Here is a 21551-nt window from a genome sequence, read left to right as displayed (position 1 = left end):
GCATGAACAGAAACAGCTATTTTATATGGATTCTGAAAGTTTTTTTGTTATTTCTTCTTGCGGCGGCGCTGATGGGTTATCCATTTCTTTCCAATTATGTGTTTGAACACCGGACAGATTCGGTGGTTCATTTTGTGGAGCGAAGTATCCACAAGGCGGAGGATTCAGTAAAAGAGGAAATGCGTCAGGCAGCGCAAGTATATAATGAAGCAATTTTTAATGGACATGTACAGATGAAAGATCCATTTCTCAAAAAGATGCAGGAACCGGATGCTGACCGATACAGTATGCTGCTGAATACCACTGACGATGGGGTGATGGGAGTTGTGGAAATCCCGGGAATTGCGGTCAGGCTTCCAATTTATCACGGAACGGATTCGGAAGTTTTGGAAAAGGGTGCCGGTCATTTGAAGGGGACTGCTCTGCCTGTAGGAGGAGCAGGAACACATACGGTTCTGACAGGACATACAGGATTAAGCAGTGCTAAGTTATTTACTGATCTTACAGAAATGAAAGAGGGAGATATGTTTTTTCTCTATGTGCTTGGAGAGAAGATGGTGTATGAGGTGGATCAGATTCAGACGGTATTGCCGTCAGAACTAACAAGTCTGTATGTTGAAAAAGAGATGGATTATTGTACGCTGCTTACCTGTACACCATATGGAATGAATACACACCGTTTGCTGGTACGGGGGGCAAGGCGTTTGGATCTCAAACAGATTGAAACGCCGGAAGTCATAATAAATAGACCTGGGCAATCGCGATGGATGGAGGAATACAGACGAGCACTTGGAATCAGTTTGACAGTATTTGTACTGAGTCTGATTATACTGATTTTTAGACAAAAAAGTACAAAAGTAAAAAGAGAAGGTTAAAGCAGAGTGAGGTGAATAAAATGAAAGGAAGAAGAATTTTTTCGGCAGTATTATTGGTAATTCTGCTGATGTGCGGGGGCTCTGATTCCGGTTTTTTCGTATATGCGGAAGATTCGGATTCACTTTCTGCGACAGAAACGCAAATTGATGATAATAAGGAAGAAAACATAGAGAAAGAGGAGCACACTGACACACAAAAGGAATGCAACAAAAGTAAAAAATCAGATGATGAGCAAAGCATAGATAAAAAGGAAGAAAAACCAGAAGACAGACAACAGGAAGATATAGAGAGTGGAGAGGAAAAAATGGAAACACCGGCAGAAGAAGATGGGGAGGTGGAGAAAGGAGATTGTGATGAAAAGAAATTGGCAAATCAGGTTGTTGCAATTGAGAAAGGAAAGATTCTCAAAGAGGATGGTTGTATAGAGTATGGAAGTCCTGAGGGAGGACAGGAATTTGTTGAATCTCATGTGGAGCCGGCTGGGGAGATGGCAGAATATTTTGACCGTTATATATATTGCCCTTCTGAATTTCAGGTTATGCCCATGTCGGAATCGGTGACAAATATTACTGCGAATATCCGTAAGAGAACACAGTGGACGGACAAATCCAACGGAAATGGAAAGATCACACTTCAATACAGTTCTGATTCCGGACGGATTCAGGGGATGGAAGATATGAATGTGGTGTTGATTCAGGATAAATCGGGTTCTATGGATGCTAATTACGGATACAATCTGGAAGTAACCAGACAAGGGTTTGGTGGTCCATGGGATGTGAAAAATTATCCCATACAGAATACTATGGGATGGGCGGAGACAGTCAGTGATATTGCGGCGGAAGAAAATTATTTTGGGAGGCTGACATATAAAGAACCTGATTCAGGTTACGGAGGATTTAATGGAAACTGGCTGCATAACGGTGAGATGAAATATAATTCGCCTTGTCAGGTAGATGATCATTATTACCTGTTGATAGAAAATGATGACAATTCAGGACTTCCTGCATGGACAATGACACATGGGAATAATTTGTATAATACATTTTCTACGGATCTGCATCATTATATAAAAATTACACGTGATCAGGCGGTGAATACATATCTTCCCAGAGGCAGACGCGTTGTACGTATGACAGAGGGGGTATGCTATACAGAGCAGAGAGGGCAGGAAATTTACGTTTCTGAAGACAATCCGCTTTATTTTCTGGATGTATCACAGATTATTAATTACAATGGCGGATGGATATTGAATACCTGTGCTCCGGGAGAATGTCAGGTGAATGACCGTCTTGCCAGATCTCAGGATTTTATGGATACTCTTGTGACTCAGATTCAGGCATTGAATCCAGAAAATAAGGTTGCTTATGTACCGTTCTGGGGAGATGTACCGAACAATGGTTCGTGGAGCAATGCGTCTTCTTTGAATGAACAGAATGGATTGTATACGGATAATGAAGATCGTATGACTTATAAAAGTGGCGTGGGGAAGATAAATTTTACAAAAAACGGACGAACCATACAGTCTCAGATAGATAATCCATTTACCTATGACGGAACAAACTGGTCGAGAGCAGTTCAGAATGCAATTGATTTTTTGAATAATCAAAGCGGGGCAGACAAAATAAAAAAGACACTGGTTATCTTCTTGACGGACGGAATGCCTCAGGGAACAAAGGGAAAAGCGGAGGATGTAAACAATCCTTATATTAATGGAATAAATGAGATTGCTAAATTAAAGGATATCAATGGGGTAACAGTATATGCCTGCGGTGTAGGCGTAAATGAACGGGATCAGACAGGCTTGGCATCCAGACTGAATCATATGGATTCCACAGGAACTGCTGTTAATGTCAGATACAATGATCAATTTGAAGAACTAAAAACTACTATTCTGAGGCGTATCAATCAACAGTATGTAATTGATATTGAAGGACGGGATGCTATTTATACGGACACATTGAGTGAACCATTTACTTTAGATGAAAGCAGGCTGGATGCCTCGTGGAAGGTACTTGCCTCCCAGGGGAGCGGAACAATTAAAGGTGTGCCGGCGGATGTGTACAATGCTGCGAAAGCCGGGGCAAAGGCTATTTATGTACGGAGTACGAAAACGGTGTACTGGTATATCGGGGCAATGACAGATGGAGGCTATACTGCATCAGGACATGAATTCTCATTCCCTGTTCAATATGCAGATTATCAGAAAGCTACAGATGGAAAGGATAAGACCATTGAATCTAATACAGTGCAGAAGCTGACCTATGTAACCACACAAAATTTGAATCAGCTGCTCACCAGAAGCATGTCCACACCCAGTATTATTTTCAGCAGACAGGAAAAGCCGGGTATTACAGTGAACAAAACTGTGTCAGGGGCATCTTTTACAGAGGATGTGACGTATCGTTTTGTCTATTCAACAAAGAAACAGACTAGCGGAAAGGTGAAAGGATATACAGGGGAAATTTATGTAACGGTAAAGACCGGTCATACTTCAGGAAGTGCTGTGATCCCGAATGTAAATCCGGGAATCTATTATGTCTATGAAGTGGATAAAAATGACAACATAATTTCTGCGCAGATAGAAACTGTGAAAGTTTCAGAGAACGCAGAACTTACGACTGCTGAAACGGGAGGAAATGTATTGCCGTCTGTCAGGTCATCGGATGGAGCAGTTTTATCTAATTTAGATAATGTGCTTCGGATTACAACAAAAGGCGGTTCTGTTTCATTTAAAAATGAATATGTGAAGGTGGATGTAACTAAAATATGGCAGGATGAAAACTATGCCAAACGTCCGAAAGAAGTGACAATCCGTTTGCTGAGAAATGATACGGAGATACAGTCAATGAAGCTGTCTGTATCTAATGAATGGAAGGGTTCTTTTGTGAATCTGGAAAAATATGATGCGGGCGGTAATGCATATAAGTACAGCATTACAGAGGATGAGGTGATTGGTTACAAAGCGTCTGTCAGTCAGTCTAAGGAGTATGAATATACAGTAACGAATAAACTCATATATGGAAATGTAAAACTAAAAAAGCTGGATACAGATGGGAAAACACCGCTGCCCGGGACTGTCTTTGAATTGAAAAACAATGTGGGTACAGTGATTGCCGAAAAGACAACAGATGAAAAGGGAGGGGTTGTGTTTGAGAACCTGTATCCCGGTGGTTATACAATTACAGAGACGAAGACAATAGAAGGGCATATGCTTTTAAAAGAGCCTCTTCTTGTAGAAGTGCCGCTGCAGGTAACAGAAGCTGATATTGTAGAGATGGGAATTGACAAAGAAAAATGCATTTACTATCCGGGGGCGGATGTATATCTGATATATGATTATACTTATGAGATTACAAATCATGCAGCGTTTGCTGTTCCGATGACAGGAGGTGTTTTATCGGTGGGGATTTATGTGCGTATGGTATTGGGGATGCTGGTAATGGCAGGTGCAGCGCTTCTGCTGCTTCAAAGAAGAACCGGCGGAAAAAGCAGGGCGTAGGATTCAGTAGTTACTGAAAATGTGATGAGAACCTAATCTGCCCCTTTTCTTTCTTACTTTATTGTGGTAAAATGTCAAACAGAGATTTTTAAACATAAGGAGGGTGTCACAATGGGAATGACAATGACGCAGAAAATATTGGCGGCTCATGCGGGACTTGATTCTGTAGTGGCGGGTCAGTTGATAGAAGCGAAGCTGGATGTGGTGATGGCAAATGATATTACCGGACCGATGGCTCTGCCGATTTTCAGAGAGATGGCAGAAACGGTATTTGATAAGGATAAGGTTGTTCTGGTGCCGGACCATTTTACACCGAATAAAGACATCAAATCAGCGGAAAACTCTAAATCTATCCGTGAATTTGCCAGAGAACAGGGACTGACCTGGTATTTTGAACAGGGGAAGTCTGGTGTAGAACATGCGATTCTTCCGGAAGCCGGTGTAGTAGCCGCGGGAGAGTGTATTATCGGGGCAGATTCTCATACATGTACATATGGGGCTTTGGGAGCATTTTCTACAGGAGTGGGAACGACAGATATTGCAACAGGTATGGCAACGGGTGAATTGTGGTTCAAGGTGCCGAGTGCAATTAAGTTTGTGCTGACAGGTAAACCGGGACCGTATGTGAGCGGTAAGGACGTGATTATTCACATCATTGGAAGGATTGGCGTGGACGGCGCACTTTATAAATCTATGGAGTTTGTCGGAGACGGTATTGTGAATCTGTCTATGGACGACCGTTTTACAATGGCAAATATGGCAATCGAGGCCGGAGCCAAGAACGGAATCTTTCCGGTAGATGAAAAGGCAGAACAGTATCTAAAAGAGCATACAAAGAAAGAGTATAAGATTTATACAGCGGATGAAGACGCAGAGTATGATGAGGTTGTAGAGATCGATTTATCACAGGTGCGTCCGACGGTTGCGTTTCCGCATCTTCCGGGCAATGCCAGGACGATAGACGAGATCGAGGCGATGAAGCCAATTCAGATCAATCAGGTAGTCATTGGTTCCTGTACAAACGGCCGTATGGAAGATATGCGTAAGGCGGCGTCAATCTTAAAAGGTCACACTGTACATGAGGATGTACGTGTAATGGTGATTCCGGCAACCCAGAAGATTTACAAGCAGTGTATTGCAGAAGGACTGCTGGATATCTTTGTGGATGCAGGATGCGCGGTCAACACACCGAGCTGCGGACCGTGTATGGGAGGGCATATGGGCGTTATGGCAGCAGGTGAGAAGTGTGTCTCTACCACTAACCGTAACTTTGTCGGCAGAATGGGACATGTGGATTCCCTGATTTATCTTGCGTCTCCAGAAGTAGCGGCGGCAAGTGCGATTGCGGGATATATTGCAAATCCGGAGAAAGTAGGTGACAGATCATGAAAGCGTTGGGACATGTATTTAAATATGGAGATAATGTAGATACAGATGTGATCATTCCAGCAAGATATTTGAACTCATTTGATGCCCAGGAGCTGGCAAGCCATGCTATGGCAGATATTGATCCAGAGTTCGTGAATAAAGTACAGCAGGGAGACTTGATCGTGGCAAATAAAAATTTTGGCTGTGGTTCGTCCAGAGAACATGCGCCATTATGTTTAAAGACTGCTGGGGTAAGCTGTGTTATTGCAGAGACTTTTGCCAGAATTTTCTATAGAAATGCCATTAATATCGGTCTGCCGATCATTGAATGTCCAGAGGCTGCAAAAGGAATTGAAGCCGGAGATGAGGTAGAGGTGGACTTTGACAGCGGAAAGATATATAATCGTACCAAGGGTACTGAATTTCAGGGTCAGCCGTTCCCGGAATTTATGCAGAAGCTGATTGCGGCAGGCGGGCTGGTGAAATATACGAACAGTAAGCGCAGGTATTAAAAGGGTAACCGGGAGTTCCATTGTGTACAGGAACCTCGGCAAGAGAATGAATGAAGAGGATAGAAAAATGAATTTATTGTACAAGAGCACAAGAAATGCAGAGTATACGGTGACTGCCTCTCAGGCAATTTTAAAAGGTCTGGCGGAGGACGGCGGTCTGTTTGTTCCCGTAGAGATTCCAAAACTGGATGTGACAATGGCGGAACTGAAATCTATGTCTTATCAGGATACTGCATATGCAGTCATGAAGCATTTTCTGACGGACTTTACGGAGGAAGAGTTGAAACATTGTATCAACAACGCATATGATTCTAAGTTTGACACAGAGGTTATCGCGCCTCTTGTTAAAGTAGGGGATACATATCACCTGGAACTGTTCCACGGAGCAACGATTGCATTTAAGGATATGGCATTGTCTATTCTTCCGCATCTTCTGACAACTGCGGCAAAGAAGAATAATGTGAAAAATGATATCGTGATTCTGACGGCAACATCAGGAGATACAGGAAAGGCTGCACTGGCAGGTTTTGCAGATGTGCCGGGGACAAGGATCATTGTGTTCTATCCGAAGAACGGAGTCAGTAAGGTACAGGAACTTCAGATGGTGACACAGAAAGGAGATAACACAGCAGTTGTTGCGATACATGGCAATTTTGATAACGCACAGAGCGGCGTTAAGGCATTGTTTGAGGATAAGGAACTGGAAAAAGAGCTTGCGGATGCCGGTTACCAGTTTTCTTCTGCCAATTCTATCAATATCGGACGTCTCGTACCGCAGGTTGTCTATTATGTATATGCTTATGCGAAACTGCTGGAAAATGAAGAGATTGCTGTAGGTGAAGAAATCAATGTGACTGTTCCGACAGGCAATTTTGGGAATATTCTGGCGGCATATTATGCAAAGCAGATGGGGGTACCGATTGGAAAACTGATTTGTGCTTCCAATGAGAATAAGGTATTGTTTGACTTTTTCAAGACTGGTAAATATGACCGAAACCGCGAGTTTGTCCTGACTTCTTCTCCGTCTATGGATATTTTAATTTCCAGTAATCTGGAAAGACTGATTTATACGATTGCAGGACAGGATGCGGATAAGGACAGAGAGCTGATGGAAGCGCTGAAGACAACAGGCATCTATGAGATTACAGAGGACATGAAAGCGAAGCTGGCGGACTTTGAAGGCGGATATGCGACGGAAGAAGAGACAAAGGCAGCGATTCATGATACTTATGCGTCTACCGGTTATGTCATGGATACACATACGGCAGTAGCAGCACATGTCAGCAAAGTATACCAAAATACAACCGGAAATGAGAAGAAGATGCTTGTTGCGTCTACGGCGAGTCCATATAAGTTTATAGGAAGTGTAATGACAGCAATTGATGAAAAATATGCAGGCATGGATGATTTTGCATTGATTGACGAGTTGGAGAAGACATCAGCAATGGAAGTTCCGAATGCCATCAAGGAGATTCAGAATGCAGAGATTCGTCATACTTTGGAATGTGATGTGGATCAGATGAAGAGCACAGTAAAAGCAATTCTGAAGGCAGGGATGTAAGCTATGGAAGAAATGTTTGGATTTATAAGTGTTATGGTAATCGGTTTTGGCGTATATGGTTTTTATGCCTATTTCCAAATGAAAAAGGGTGGTCCGATTAATGAAGCTCTTCTGCTTGGAAGAAGCTATGATGAGTACAAATGCAAGGACAAAGAAGGCTTTATAAAAGAAGCTCTTCCGGCGGTACTGGTATTTGCGTGTACAGCAGTCATATACGGAGTTGTTGACTTTGTTCACTGTTTTGTACAGCCTTTGGGAATTGTAGACGCGATAGGACTGGTATTATTTCTAGCTGTCTTAGTATGGTATCTTGCCTATACATCAAAACTGAAAAAAAGATATTTTTCGTAACAATTCAGCATAGGATTTTGCACTTGCTGTAAGAACTCATGATGGAGAAATAGAGGTGACTGCCGGATTACGTAAGTGATATGTTTGTAAACTGCGTAGTTCGGCAGTTTTAAAATGTGTAAAGGATATAGTAGCTTTGATAAAATATGGAGGTGAAGAGATGATTGATTATGATATCTTATTAGAACAGGCAGCCGAGGCAAGAGAAATGTCATACAGTCCTTATTCTGGTTTTAAAGTAGGGGCGGCAATTCTATGTGCAGACGGTACGGTAGTTACAGGGTGCAATATTGAAAACCGCGCTTACGGTCCTACCAATTGTGCGGAGCGTACCGCTTTTTTCAAGGCAGTATCCGAAGGAAAAAGAGAATTTACGGCAATCGCTATTGCAGGAGGGAAAGAAGAACTGGAATTGTGTTATCCGTGTGGTGTCTGCCGCCAGGTAATGGGAGAATTCTGTGACCCGGATACATTTGAAATTGTATGCGGAACTTTGCAAGGAGACACAGAGGTCTGGAAGCTGTGTGAACTGCTTCCAAAGATGTTCTGAGGGATGGAACAGAGCTGCCGGGAGAGAAACTATTGTCAGAACAGTGTTTATATAGCTGGGGAATATTTTTTCAATGGTGAAATTTTTAACAAATGAATTGCAAAAAAAAGTAAAAAACCCCTGAAATCTGAAAGAAAATATAAAAAACAAGGTCAAAAATGCAAGATAAATATAAAAAACTTGCATTTTTGGCTATATTTTATACAATTTTAATGATTATTAAGGAAATAAATGAATTAAGTAGAGATATATCTTTCAGTAAAAGTGTTGACTTTAGGGATGATTTGTGTATAATTAGTATTTAGAGAAAGTTGGAGAATTCCACTTCGTTAGAAGGAAACCGAAAGAGAGTCGGTTATCCACATTAAATTTTAAGGAAAGAGGTTAAACTAAGATGGCAAAAATTGATTTAACAAAGTATGGTATCACAGGAACCACAGAGATTGTTTACAATCCTTCTTTTGAGCTGTTATTTGAAGAAGAAACCAAACCGGAACTGGAAGGTTTTGAAAAGGGTCAGGAAAGTGAGCTTGGTGCGGTTAACGTTATGACAGGTATCTATACCGGACGTTCCCCGAAAGATAAGTTCATCGTTATGGACGAGAATTCAAAGGATACTGTATGGTGGACTTCTGACGAGTATAAGAATGATAACCATCCGGCATCCCAGGAAGCATGGGATACATGTAAAGATATCGCGATCAAAGAGCTTTCTGACAAGAGACTGTTTGTTGTAGACGCATTCTGCGGAACTAATGCTGATACCCGTATGGCAATCCGTTTTATTGTGGAAGTAGCTTGGCAGGCACATTTTGTTAAAAATATGTTTATCCAGCCGACAGCAGAAGAGCTTGAGAACTTTGAGCCGGATTTCGTTGTTTACAACGCTTCAAAGGCTAAGGTTGAGAACTACAAAGAGCTGGGACTGAACTCAGAGACAACTTCTATGTTCAACATTACAAGCCGCGAGCAGGTTATCCTGAATACATGGTACGGCGGAGAGATGAAGAAAGGTATGTTCTCCATGATGAACTACTATCTGCCGCTGAAGGGCATTGCTTCCATGCACTGTTCTGCAAACACAGATATGAACGGAGAGAACACAGCAATCTTCTTTGGTCTTTCTGGAACAGGTAAAACAACATTGTCTACAGATCCGAAGCGTCTTTTGATCGGTGATGATGAGCACGGCTGGGATGACAACGGAGTATTCAACTTTGAGGGTGGATGCTACGCTAAGGTAATCAACCTTGACAAAGAGTCTGAGCCGGATATCTACAACGCAATTAAGAGAAACGCTCTTCTTGAGAACGTAACTCTGGATGAGAACGGTAAGATTGACTTTGACGATAAGAGTGTAACAGAGAATACACGTGTATCTTATCCGATCGACCACATTGAGAAAATTGTACGTCCGGTTTCCGCAGCTCCGGCAGCTAAGAATGTAATCTTCCTGTCAGCAGATGCATTTGGAGTACTTCCGCCGGTATCTATCCTGACGCCGGAACAGACAGAGTACTACTTCCTGTCTGGATTTACAGCTAAACTGGCTGGTACAGAGCGTGGAATTACAGAGCCTACACCGACATTCTCAGCATGTTTCGGACAGGCGTTCCTTGAGCTTCATCCGACAAAATATGCAGAAGAACTCGTTAAGAGAATGCAGGCAAACGGTGCGAAGGCTTACCTTGTAAATACAGGATGGAATGGAACTGGCAAGCGTATTTCCATTAAGGATACACGTGGTATCATTGACGCGATCCTGAACGGTGATATCAACAATGCTCCTACTAAGAAGATTCCGTATTTCAATATTGAAGTTCCTACAGAGCTTCCTGGAGTAGATACAGGTATTCTTGATCCGCGCGACACTTATGCAGATGCTGCTGAGTGGGAAGAAAAGGCAAAAGACCTTGCTGGAAGATTTATCAAGAACTTTGCAAAATATGAAAGTAATGAGGCTGGTAAGGCACTTGTTTCCGCAGGTCCTCAGCTGTAAGATCAAAAAGATATGTCATTTTCAATCGGGTGTGTGTAAACACATCCGATTGTTGTATTAAAGAAACTATGTATTGCATGAAGCACAGATCGGAGATAGAAAAAGGGTATATAGGTGAAATACAGATGGACAATCAGATAAAGTTTATTTTAAATGATGAAAATGAGGAGTTGTTTCACTGGAGTGACCGGATGACAATGCTGTTGGTTCTCAGAGGAACATGTATATTTGAATGTCAAGGCGAAAAGAAGCCGATGCAGCAAGGAAATTTGTGGTTACTTAACCCGTATACGTTATATCAGTTAGAGAAGGAAGCGGAATGTGATGTATTAAAAATCATATTTCCGGAAAACGCACAGAGATGTCTGGAGCTTCATGCGGGAGAAGAAGTGTTTTGCAGTTCAGATTTGCAAGAGGAAAGGCATAAGGACGCTTTTACTGAATTGAGAAAGCTGTTGGCAGAACTGTTTTTGGTTTGTGTAAAAGATGGAAATGAAAACAATTTATTAGTGCAGAGTTATCTATACCGTCTGTTATATTGTATGAAACGGGAATTTGTGGTGGAAACTCTTGAAAGGGAAAGCAAAACAGAAGAGCCTCTTCACCGTCTGCGCCGCATACTTGGACGTATTCACCGGGATTATGGAGAAAGTGTTACATTGAAGCAGATTGCGCAGGAGGAATATCTCTCTGTGAATTATCTGTCACGCTATTTTCATCAGAAGACAGGTATCGGTTTTAATCAGTATTTGAATCAGGTACGGTTAAAAGCAGCGGAAAAGATGTTGAGAGATACGAAGCTGTCTGTTACAGAGATTGCGGGGCGGTGTGGGTTTGGGGACTCTACACAATTTATAAAAAAATTTCAAGGGCAATACAAGGTATCTCCGCGGAATTACAGAAAACAAATCAGGCAAGATGTGTTCAAGGATGGAAAGACAGAAGTTTTTGAGGAGCTTTTGAAATATGCAGAAAAGCAGGATGAACGGGAGCACGGAATCAAAGAACGTGTACGGGCACAGCAGATAGCCGTTAATGTGCAGGTAAAGGGGAAACGTCTGCAGCATAAATGGAAAAAACTGGTGAACATCGGATTTGCGAAAGAAGGTTTATCTGCAGTTATACAGAATCAATTGAAAATTATTCAGGATGAGATAGGATTTGAATATATCCATTTTCATGGTCTGCTTGATGATGATATGATGATTTATTCGGAATGCGAAGACGGAAAAGCAGTGTATAATTTTAAATACCTGGATATGTTGTTTGATTTTTTCCTTTCTATAAAGTTAAAGCCTTATGTGGAATTGAGCTTTATGCCTTCTGCGCTTGCCAAGCCTTCCAGAAATTTGTTCGCCAGACCCGTGTATCTGAGTATGCCGAATGACATGAGAAGATGGGAGGAGCTGGTCCGGAAACTGACGGTTCATTGTATTCATAGATATGGTATGGAAGAGGTTGAGAAGTGGCGGTTTCTGCCATGGTCGGGACCGGTTGGCTTTTCTGAATATGGACAGTATACAATGGATGAATACATGGAGCTTTATGGAAGGACATGGCGGGTATTGAAAGAAATCAGTCCAAAACTTCAGGTAGGGGGACCTGCAATGGAGTCATATTATGTCCTGGAGGAAAATGGAAACTATGACAGGTTTATCCAGTATGCGGCAGAAAATGAGTGTTTCCCGGACTTTATTGCCATAGACTGTTACCCTTCTAAAATGAATGAAAAAGAAACAGGAGACAGTATTATCCTGATAGAAAAATCGGAGGTACTGTCACGTGTGACAAGCAGTGATGAAGATTATATGGGACATCTGCTGGATTATCTGGAACAGTATCATAAGAAAATAAATGGATTTATTCCGGAAATTGTTTTTGTGGAATGGAACTCTACGATGTGGCAGAGAGATTTGACAAATGATACGAGCTTTAAGGCAGCATATATGGCAAAGAATATTCTGGAGAATTATGACCGTGCAGGGGCATTTGGGTATTGGGAGATCAGTGACTATATTGAAGAAGTTGTGCCTGAACAGGAAGAGTTTCATGGTGGATTCGGATTATTTACCTGCCATAATATTAAAAAAAGCGGTTATTATTGTTTGAAGTTCTTGTCTGGTCTGGGGGAAAGGCTGCTGGGAAAGGGAGACGGATACTTTATTACGAAGAAAAGAACAGGGGAAGTTCAGATTATTTTATATAATTATGTTCATTTTAATAAGCTATATCGGTACAGACATATGAATGGAGTGGACAGGACACATAGAAGCGGGGCGTTCCTGCCTGGTGAGTCTATACAATACAGAATGAATATTATGGGACTGTCTGGGTGGGGCAGAATAAAAATTAAAGAATATGAAATCAGCGAAAAGGGAGGAAGTGCATATGATCTATGGAAGAACTTGGGAGCACCTGTTATTCTTACAGCAGATGAAATAGGATATCTGCAAAAATGTGCGCTTCCATTATATCATTGCAGGGAACAGGATGATACAGACGAGATACAGTCAGAGTTTTTGTTACAACCAAACAGTGTAAAGCTGATTATACTTGAAAAGGCGGATTCAATTTAAGAATCCGTCTTTTAAAATATAAGAAAATTATCTTTATCATGAAAAATAGTAGTGAAAAACAACACTTTATATTATATTAATGAAAATAATGATTTGTTTGGGTAAAAAATATCGAAAAAATACAAAAGTCAGGATTGCAAATAATCTATTTTTATATTGACGAAAAAAATATAATAGGTTTAACAAAAACAAAGGAGGAACGAGAGATGGCTCTTATTCATTGCTCAATTGGTTCGGATGCCCTTGGTATGACAACAGATATAAATGTTATTTTGCCGGAAGCAGCCGCAGACATCAGAAAGAAAAAAAAGAAGTTTCCAACCTTGTATTTATTACATGGTGCATCTGACAATTATTCAAATTGGTTACGGTTTACCAGTATTGCACGGTTTGCAGAAGAGAAAGGAATTGCGGTGGTAATGCCGGAGGCAGGTTTGAGTTTTTATAATAACATGCCAAATGGATATGCGTATTATACTTTTGTTGCAAAGGAGCTGGCAGCGTATACAAGGGCGCTGTTTCCACTTTCTGACAGAAGAGAGGATACATATTTGGCAGGGCTGTCTATGGGAGGTTACGGAGCAGTAAGAATTGGATTGAGAAATCCGAAAATCTTTTCTGCTATCGGAACATTTTCAGGGGCAGTGGATATTACTTCTATGACAAATACAGAAGTTGGCTTTATGGATGATGAGGCAACAGGGGACATGATGGAGCGTGCATTTGGAGTGCGTGACACAGGTGTATTAAAAGGTACAGATGCAGATCCGGCGGCACTTTTAAAAAGCTTTGAGAATCGGTCAGAAGAGATGCCGAGAATTTATCAGAGCTGTGGAACAGCAGATTTCTTGTATGGACAAAATCAATCATTCAAAAATACGGCAAAAGAATACAGACTTCCGGTTTTTTATGAAGAATGGGAAGGAGATCATAACTGGCCGTTCTGGAATGAGAGCATTCAGAGATTTCTGGAGTGGATAGAGAAAGAGAGGGAGTGTTAGTATGGCTTGGATACAGTGCAGTTTTTATTCAGAAATTTTAAGCAGGACAGTCAGTATGGATGTCATCATACCTGAGCCTGATATTTTTTATAGCAGGGAAGAACTACTGTCTGTAAAGGGGTTTCAAACTGTTTATTTGCTTCACGGAAAAGGGCACAGCAGTACAGACTGGATAAAAAATACTTCAGTTGAACGGTATGCGATGGAGAATCAGGCGGCAGTTGTGATGCCGTATATTGAAGGCGGAAAATATGAGGATGGCGTGACAGGAAGGTACTGGACATATTTAACGAAGGAATGTATGGAAGTTGCAGAATTTTATTTTCCACTTTCGTCACGGAAAGAGGACCGTTTTGCAGCAGGTGTTGAACAAGGCGGCTGCGGGGTGCTGCGCTGGAAGGAAGAATTTCCGGAGATATTTGGAAAAGTAATGCAAATCAGGGGGGAGCAAAAAGAAGTAAATCAAAAGAATAATTGGAGTATGTGGAAGGAATGGGATCGGGAATTGGAAGGAATGTTTCAGATGCTTCCGTTCAACAGAAATATTTATCATAATTCGTAGAGGAGGAAAGAGACATGAAGGAAGCAGCAGAAAAAGTAGGAATTGGTGAAAAGTTTGCATATAGTCTGGGTGATTTTGCGAGTAATTTAATATTTGCGCTGGCATGTTCGCTGATTACATATTTTTACACAAATACAGTTGGTATATCAGCGGCGGCTGCAGGAGCAATTTTATTGTTTTCCCAGATATTTGACGGCATTACAGACGTGCTGATTGGATTTTTAATAGACAGGACAAGAAGTAAATATGGGAAGGCGCGTCCATGGCTGTTGTGGATGGCAGTTCCATTTGGAATCTGTTGTGTGCTTTTGGTTTGTGTTCCGAGAAACGCAAGTATGTTAGTGAAGATTATATATGCATTCATTACCTACAATTTAGTTATGACAGTATGTTATACGGCCATTAATGTTCCTTATGGAGCACTGAACACATTGATGACACGCGACCAGTATCAGCGGTCTGTAATCAATATCTGGCGTATGACAATGGCAATGCTGGCAACAATGGTAATTACTTCTGTTACGCTGCCGATCATTAACGGACTGGGCGGAGATCAGGCAGCGTGGATTAAAACAATGACAGTTTATGCTTCTCTGGCAGTCGCAATGTTTCTGATTTGTTTTAAATGTACAAGAGAACGAGTGACGGAAGAATTGGGACAGCAGGAAAAAGTTCCGGTTAAGACAGCGCTGAAGGCAGTTATGAAAAATAAGTACTGGCTGATGTTGATCGGTGTATGGCTTTTATATGCAGTAAATACGACATTCAGCGGAACTACAACGGTATATTATGCGCAGTATATTCTTGGAGACGAGACTTTGATGGGACCGATTAACATCGCCCTGAATCTTCCATGTGTAATCGGAATACCGCTTATGGCGCCGTTGATCAAAAAATTTGGAAAAAAGGTTCTGGCTGTTGCCGGATGTGTTATCACATTAATTGGATGTTTTATGATGCTGATCCAGCCGGATAGTCTGACTATGATTGTGATCTCAACGACAGTGAAAGGAATTGGAACAGTTCCATTCTGGGCAGTGTTATATGCAATGATGGCGGATACGGTGGAATATGGTGAGTGGAAGACAGGTGTCAGAACAGAAGGATTGTTGTATAGTGCATCTACTTTCGGAGCTAAAGCAGGAGCTGGTATTGGAAGTGCGATCGTAGGAGCTATCTTAAGTGCAAACTTATTTGACGGAATGCAGGCGGTTCAGCCGGACAGTGCAATTTCCGCAATATCGGGAATGTATCTTTTTGTGCCGATAGCAGCGGCGGTTTTACAGATTTTATGTCTTGCATTTTATAAACTGGATAAAGAGTATCCGAAGATCATGGAGGAGTTAAGGATACGTGAGGCAAAGGGAAGGGAATTGAAAGGAAGCACAGAATTATGATCAGTATTGCAGAAGCATTGGAATTACTAACAGTTGAGGAAAAAGTGGCATTGCTTTCCGGAGCAGATTTTTGGACTACCAAAGAAAACTGCAAGATAGGACTTCCGTCTTTTATGATGACGGATGGTCCCAACGGGCTGCGGAAACAGACGAAGTCATCCGACCATCTTGGAATGAATGAAAGTGAACCGGCAACCTCTTTTCCGGCAGCGTGTGCGTTGGCATGTTCATGGGACGGGGATTTGATGGAACAATTAGGCAAGGTCCTTGCAGAGGAGTGCCATGAGGCAGGGATTGATATATTGCTTGGGCCGGGAGTAAACCTCAAACGGAGTCCGTTAGGAGGAAGAAATTTTGAATATTTTTCAGAGGATCCTTATCTGACTTCGCAGTTGGCAATTGGGTATGTGAATGGTGTACAAAAAAACGGCATCGGAGTTTCGGTTAAGCATTTTGCTGCAAATAACCAAGAAACAGAACGTCTGGTAGCAGATTCAATTGTAGACGAGCGGACCTTGCGGGAGTTATATCTGGCATGCTTTGAGCAGATTATAAAGGAAGCGAAACCGTGGACTGTTATGTGTTCGTATAATAAGCTGAACGGCACCTATACATCTGAAAATAAATGGCTTCTGAAGAATATCTTGAAGGAAGAGTGGGGATATGAAGGAACTGTCGTTTCAGACTGGGGAGCGGTGAATATCAAAGAAGAATCTTTAAAAGCAGGTCTGGATTTGGAAATGCCGGGTTGTGGAACAGAAAATGATCTGAAATTGTTAGAGGCTGTAAAAAACGGGACAATCTGTATGGAAGAATTGGATGAAGCAGTCGGAAGGGTACTCAGGCTGAGTAATCATCTGCTGGAAAGCAGAAAGTCCAGGCAGGACCTTGTAAGTAAAGGTATCACAGAACATCACGATTTTGCAAGAAAAATTGCGGGAGAGTGTATGGTGCTTCTGAAAAATGAAAGAGCTGTACTTCCGTTATCTACAGATGAGAAAACAGCAGTTCTGGGAGATCTGGCTATGAAAATCCGATATCAGGGAAGCGGGAGTTCTAAGGTAAATCCGAGACATCTGGAAAATACATTAGAAGAATTGCGGAAGTATCAGCCAGAGCTTATGTACGCGAGGGGATATAGTCTGACGGATTGCACAGAGGATGAAGAACTGCTAAAAGAGGCGGCGGAAGTATCAGTACAATGTGACAAGGTTGTAATTGTTGCCGGTATACCGGAAAATATGGAATTGGAAGGCTGTGACAAGATATCATTAAAGCTTCCTGATAACCAACTTAAACTGATTCAGTATATGACCGAAATACATTCTGCCGTGATTGTAGTACTTTGCAACGGAGCACCTGTAGAAATGCCGTTTGTAGATGAAGTGGAGGGAATTCTGGAGGGATATCTGGCGGGAGAGGCAGCAGGGGGAGCTGTGGCTGATATTCTATATGGAAAAGTGAATCCTTCCGGTAAATTGGCAGAGACATTTCCTAAGAGACTGGAAGACACTCCTTCCTATATGAGTTTCCCTGTTATGAATAAAGAAAGCCGATATACAGAAGGGATTTTTGTGGGATATAGATACTATGAAAAAAAGAAAGTGAAGCCACTGTTTCCGTTTGGCCATGGACTGAGTTATACATCTTTTAAATATAGTAATTTACAGGTTATGAAAGAAGACGAGGGTATGGCAGTCAGTGTAGATATCGAAAATACGGGAGAGACCACGGGGGCAGAGATTGTTCAAATCTATGTTCAGAAAACGGGATCGAAGATTATCAGACCGGAAAAAGAGTTAAAAGGATTTCAAAAGGTATGGCTCTTGCCTGGAGAAAAAAAGATGGTCTCTTTGAAACTTACAGAAAGAGCATTTCAATATTATGATGTTCCTGCACAAAGCTGGCAGACAGAGCCCGGAACATATGAAATCTTAGCTGCATCTTCATCGGCGGACATAAGGATTCGGGAAAAAGTGACAATAGAGAAAGATGCGGTTTGCAGGATACATTATGATAAAAACAGTACTCTTGCGGAGATATCCAAATGTGAGGAAGGCAGGATCAGATTGGCACAATACATGAAGCAATGTGAGGAAGAAGGGTATCCTGTTTTTGCAGATGAACCGGAGTTTTTGCAGAATATGTATGAGACAACACCGCTGAGGTGGCTGATGATGCTTTCAGGCGGACATTTTACAGGAGAAATGATGGCAGATGTATTAAAACATTGTAATGAAACTGCTTGATTGAAAGTAAAATATTTGTTATGTAATAGTCTGCAATTAAAAAAGAGTTCCAAAGAAAGCTGCTTATCAGCATTTAATCTTTGGAACTTTTTTTGATATAGGGGGGTGAGGCGGACTTGCCCACTTTGTTCTAAGAGGGAAAGAACAATTTTAAAATAAAAACAACAAATCTATAATATTTCTTGCTTAATATCTTTTATACTTCTCTTAAAAGATTATTCGTATAACTACAATATCAAGAGGAGAAGTTATCATGTTAAAAATCACACACATTACTTGTGAGCATCAAATGATCCCACTGGCAATTGAAACGCAGTATCCGAGATTTTCATGGCAATTGGAATCAGGTGAATCGAATACTGTCCAGACAGCATATCAGATTTTCGTCCGAGGTTTAAAAGGGGAACTGATCTGGGACAGCGGACGAAGAGAAAGTAATCATACATATGATATTGTGTACGAAGGCGCAGAGTTAGAATCTGCGGAACGGTACACTTATCATATTCAGATATGGGATAATCATGGAAATACTGTAATGAGCGAAGTGCGGCGGTTTGAAACGGCTTATTTTCAAACGAGCGGCTGGAAAGCCTGTTGGATTGAACCCGAACCGCTTCCGCAGCTTCCGGAGAATCCACTTCCGAAAGCGCAGACAATATGGAATGACTGCTTGATGGCGATGATGCGCGGAGAACAGCCCAAATATTATCTGGACAGTGATATTTGGGAGACATTACCAATGGAACCTTATGATCCACCGGTGCGTTTTCGCAGAACATTTGAGTTGAAAGAGAAACCAGAATATGCAAAAGTGTTTATGACAGCACACGGAATTTACAGTCTTTCTGTCAATGGACAAAAAGTGCCGGGAACTTTACTTGCGCCGGGATTTACAACCTATGAAAAACGTCTGAAATATCAGGCATATGATATCACAGATTTTCTCAAAGATGGAGCAAATGCGCTTTCCATAACGGTGGCGGACGGCTGGTATAAAGGAAAAATTGCTTTGGGAAAAGGATGTGAATACGGAGAAGTACCGGGATTATTGATGCAGATGGAAGTCTGGAATACAGATGGAACTAAGGTGCAGATTTGTTCAGATCATGCATTTACTTATTCTTTTGACGGTCCGATCCGGTATGCAGATTTATTCCTAGGAGAATGTGTGGATGACCGAAAATATGATGGAGATCCATCGGAGGTTTTCTATCAGGCAGAAAACTGGAAGTCGGTAATTACTGCAAAAAGGGATCAATATAATTTTGACATTCTGACGGCACAGAATGCACCGGAAATCGAAGTTTATGAGGAGATTCCTGCAAAAGAAATTCTGACAACTCCAAAGGGAGAGAATGTGGTAGATTTCGGTCAGAATATGGCAGGTATCATCAGGGTAGAGATATCCGCAAAAGAAGGCGAGGAAATCAGCTTTGAACATGGAGAGACATTAGATGCGGAAGGAAACTTTACTTATGCATTTACGGATATGACCCGCGCTCAGAAAGATGTATATATCAGTGCGGGAGAAAAAAACCAAATATTTGAACCAGAGTTTACTTATCATGGATTTCGGTATGTACGGGTAACAGGCGGAGAGAACTGGAGGCCGGAGCAGTTTACGGCAAAAGCAATCAGCACCGCCAATCCGGTAACCGGAAGCTTTCAGTGTTCGGATGAGAAACTGAATCAGCTTCAGCACAATATTTACTGGAGCCAGCGCTCCAACACAATTGGCATACCGACCGACTGTCCGACCCGGGAGAAGGCTGGATGGACAGGTGATGTGGTAGTATATGGCGCAACTGCTCTTTATAATCAGGAGATGACGGCATTCTTTGAAGATTGGCTGGAAAGTATCAGGCGAGAGCAGAATGAAGCCGGACATGTGTTAAATACGGTTCCGCTGATTCAAAACTATGTGCAGCAGACGATGGCAGGGTCTCTTGGATGGGGAGATGTCATACTGACATTACCGCTACAGTTATATCGGGTATTCGGAAATAGAAAGGTACTGGAGGATAATTATGCATCCATGGAAAAATGGATGAAGGCAATGCAGAAAGCGGCATATGATGTTCCGGGGCAGTTACCGTTTGGCACAGAAACATCAGTCAATCTCGATGGAACTGACACAGAAGACAGACATCAGGATAATCAGCATTATCTGATCAATACAGGCTTCCATTTTGGTGACTGGCTTGTGCCGAGTGTAAAGAATGAGGCAGGATTTTCTGACGGTCCGGCATCCTCTTTCCTAACGATGAACGTAGTAGATACGGCTCTTCTTGCTGCCAATGCAGACATGCTTTCCGAGATTTCAATCATTCTTGATAAGCAGGAAAAAGCAGAGGAATATCGGCGATATGCAAAACGGGTTCGGAAAGCATTTTATGAAGAACTTTGTGATGAAAACGGCAGACTAAAACAAGAAATGCAGGGAAATTATATTTTGGCGCTGAAGCATCATATGGTACCGGAGAGATTAGAAGAAAAGCTTGCTGGATGCCTGGCGCAGATGGTTAAAGAAAACGAAAATAAGCCGGATACCGGATTTATGTCTGTGGCACATATTTTAGATATACTTTGTGATTATGGATATCGTGAACTGGCATGGAAAGTGTTGACTCAGAACGGCTGTCCGGGGTGGATATATGAGATAGAACATGGCGCAACAACGATGTGGGAGAATTGGGATGCCGTGAGACCGGACGGACAGGTGGACGGATGTTCATTTAATCATTATGCATTCGGGTGCGTGGGAGACTTTCTATACAGAAGAGTACTTGGAATTCAAAATATGGGAATCGGGTACGACAAGATTCGCTTGGAGCCGGGATATGATTTCCCATTGGATTGGACAGAAGGAACATATCACAGCGTACATGGGGATATCGCATTACATTGGAAAAAGGAAAAAGAGGGTATCACTATCAGCGGAAATGTGCCGGTGAATACGGAGGCAGTTCTGACACTTCCGGATGGAAATGAGAAAAATTTAGGAAGCGGAAGATTTAAAATAAAAACAAAAATATAATATAAAGAACAAA

The 21551-nt window shown here is 41.8% G+C and carries 14 protein-coding genes; all 14 read left to right on the top strand.

The window, feature by feature from the left end; all coding sequences use genetic code 11:
- The first annotated feature begins 2 nt into the window (after window positions 1-2).
- Window positions 3-875 (top strand): class C sortase, encoded by an 873-nt coding sequence (locus NFS18_RS10320; protein WP_251389966.1) that lies wholly within the window; start codon window positions 3-5, stop codon window positions 873-875.
- Window positions 876-895: 20 nt separating this feature from the next.
- Complete coding sequence (locus NFS18_RS10315; protein WP_251389965.1) at window positions 896-4375, top strand: Cna B-type domain-containing protein; 3480 nt, start codon at window positions 896-898, stop codon at window positions 4373-4375.
- Between the two features lie 111 nt (window positions 4376-4486).
- Complete coding sequence (gene leuC, locus NFS18_RS10310; protein ID WP_251389964.1) at window positions 4487-5764, top strand: 3-isopropylmalate dehydratase large subunit; 1278 nt, start codon at window positions 4487-4489, stop codon at window positions 5762-5764.
- On the top strand, window positions 5761-6255 hold the full coding sequence (gene leuD, locus NFS18_RS10305) for a 3-isopropylmalate dehydratase small subunit (RefSeq protein WP_251389963.1): 495 nt from the start codon (window positions 5761-5763) through the stop codon (window positions 6253-6255). Before leuC ends, leuD begins: the two co-directional genes overlap by 4 nt.
- 67 nt (window positions 6256-6322) lie before the next feature.
- Complete coding sequence (gene thrC, locus NFS18_RS10300) at window positions 6323-7816, top strand: threonine synthase (RefSeq protein ID WP_251389962.1); 1494 nt, start codon at window positions 6323-6325, stop codon at window positions 7814-7816.
- 3 nt (window positions 7817-7819) lie between these two features.
- The gene (locus tag NFS18_RS10295; protein WP_251389961.1) at window positions 7820-8167 is read left to right on the top strand and encodes a hypothetical protein; all 348 of its coding nucleotides are present in this window, start codon (window positions 7820-7822) and stop codon (window positions 8165-8167) included.
- A 160-nt stretch (window positions 8168-8327) separates the two neighbouring features.
- Window positions 8328-8717, top strand: coding sequence for a cytidine deaminase (locus NFS18_RS10290; RefSeq protein WP_251389960.1), 390 nt, complete (start codon window positions 8328-8330; stop codon window positions 8715-8717).
- A gap of 394 nt (window positions 8718-9111) precedes the next feature.
- On the top strand, window positions 9112-10716 hold the full coding sequence (gene pckA, locus NFS18_RS10285) for a phosphoenolpyruvate carboxykinase (ATP) (protein WP_251389959.1): 1605 nt from the start codon (window positions 9112-9114) through the stop codon (window positions 10714-10716).
- A 125-nt stretch (window positions 10717-10841) separates the two neighbouring features.
- On the top strand, window positions 10842-13292 hold the full coding sequence (locus NFS18_RS10280; protein ID WP_251389958.1) for an AraC family transcriptional regulator: 2451 nt from the start codon (window positions 10842-10844) through the stop codon (window positions 13290-13292).
- Between the two features lie 206 nt (window positions 13293-13498).
- Entirely contained in the window at window positions 13499-14293 is a 795-nt protein-coding gene (locus NFS18_RS10275; RefSeq protein ID WP_251389957.1) for an alpha/beta hydrolase, read from the top strand.
- 1 nt (window position 14294) lies between these two features.
- On the top strand, window positions 14295-14855 hold the full coding sequence (locus tag NFS18_RS10270; protein ID WP_251389956.1) for an alpha/beta hydrolase-fold protein: 561 nt from the start codon (window positions 14295-14297) through the stop codon (window positions 14853-14855).
- Window positions 14856-14869: 14 nt separating this feature from the next.
- The gene (locus NFS18_RS10265; RefSeq protein WP_251389955.1) at window positions 14870-16252 is read left to right on the top strand and encodes an MFS transporter; all 1383 of its coding nucleotides are present in this window, start codon (window positions 14870-14872) and stop codon (window positions 16250-16252) included.
- Window positions 16249-18501, top strand: coding sequence for a glycoside hydrolase family 3 C-terminal domain-containing protein (locus NFS18_RS10260; RefSeq protein ID WP_251389954.1), 2253 nt, complete (start codon window positions 16249-16251; stop codon window positions 18499-18501). Before NFS18_RS10265 ends, NFS18_RS10260 begins: the two co-directional genes overlap by 4 nt.
- Before the next feature lie 253 nt (window positions 18502-18754).
- Window positions 18755-21538, top strand: coding sequence for an alpha-L-rhamnosidase (locus tag NFS18_RS10255; RefSeq protein ID WP_251389953.1), 2784 nt, complete (start codon window positions 18755-18757; stop codon window positions 21536-21538).
- The last annotated feature ends 13 nt before the right edge of the window (window positions 21539-21551 follow it).

This window comes from Mediterraneibacter agrestimuris (assembly GCF_943193195.1).
Taxonomy (GTDB): Bacteria; Bacillota; Clostridia; order Lachnospirales; family Lachnospiraceae; genus Schaedlerella; species Schaedlerella agrestimuris.
This window is presented reverse-complemented; position numbering and strand designations above follow the sequence as displayed.

Bases quoted from the DNA above. Each gene is read 5' to 3' on its own strand.
- NFS18_RS10320 (WP_251389966.1), top strand. From the start codon at position 3: ATGAACAGAAACAGCTATTTTATATGGATTCTGAAAGTTTTTTTGTTA.
- NFS18_RS10315 (WP_251389965.1), top strand. From the start codon at position 896: ATGAAAGGAAGAAGAATTTTTTCGGCAGTATTATTGGTAATTCTGCTG.
- leuC (WP_251389964.1), top strand. From the start codon at position 4,487: ATGGGAATGACAATGACGCAGAAAATATTGGCGGCTCATGCGGGACTT.
- leuD (WP_251389963.1), top strand. From the start codon at position 5,761: ATGAAAGCGTTGGGACATGTATTTAAATATGGAGATAATGTAGATACA.
- thrC (WP_251389962.1), top strand. From the start codon at position 6,323: ATGAATTTATTGTACAAGAGCACAAGAAATGCAGAGTATACGGTGACT.
- NFS18_RS10295 (WP_251389961.1), top strand. From the start codon at position 7,820: ATGGAAGAAATGTTTGGATTTATAAGTGTTATGGTAATCGGTTTTGGC.
- NFS18_RS10290 (WP_251389960.1), top strand. From the start codon at position 8,328: ATGATTGATTATGATATCTTATTAGAACAGGCAGCCGAGGCAAGAGAA.
- pckA (WP_251389959.1), top strand. From the start codon at position 9,112: ATGGCAAAAATTGATTTAACAAAGTATGGTATCACAGGAACCACAGAG.
- NFS18_RS10280 (WP_251389958.1), top strand. From the start codon at position 10,842: ATGGACAATCAGATAAAGTTTATTTTAAATGATGAAAATGAGGAGTTG.
- NFS18_RS10275 (WP_251389957.1), top strand. From the start codon at position 13,499: ATGGCTCTTATTCATTGCTCAATTGGTTCGGATGCCCTTGGTATGACA.
- NFS18_RS10270 (WP_251389956.1), top strand. From the start codon at position 14,295: ATGGCTTGGATACAGTGCAGTTTTTATTCAGAAATTTTAAGCAGGACA.
- NFS18_RS10265 (WP_251389955.1), top strand. From the start codon at position 14,870: ATGAAGGAAGCAGCAGAAAAAGTAGGAATTGGTGAAAAGTTTGCATAT.
- NFS18_RS10260 (WP_251389954.1), top strand. From the start codon at position 16,249: ATGATCAGTATTGCAGAAGCATTGGAATTACTAACAGTTGAGGAAAAA.
- NFS18_RS10255 (WP_251389953.1), top strand. From the start codon at position 18,755: ATGTTAAAAATCACACACATTACTTGTGAGCATCAAATGATCCCACTG.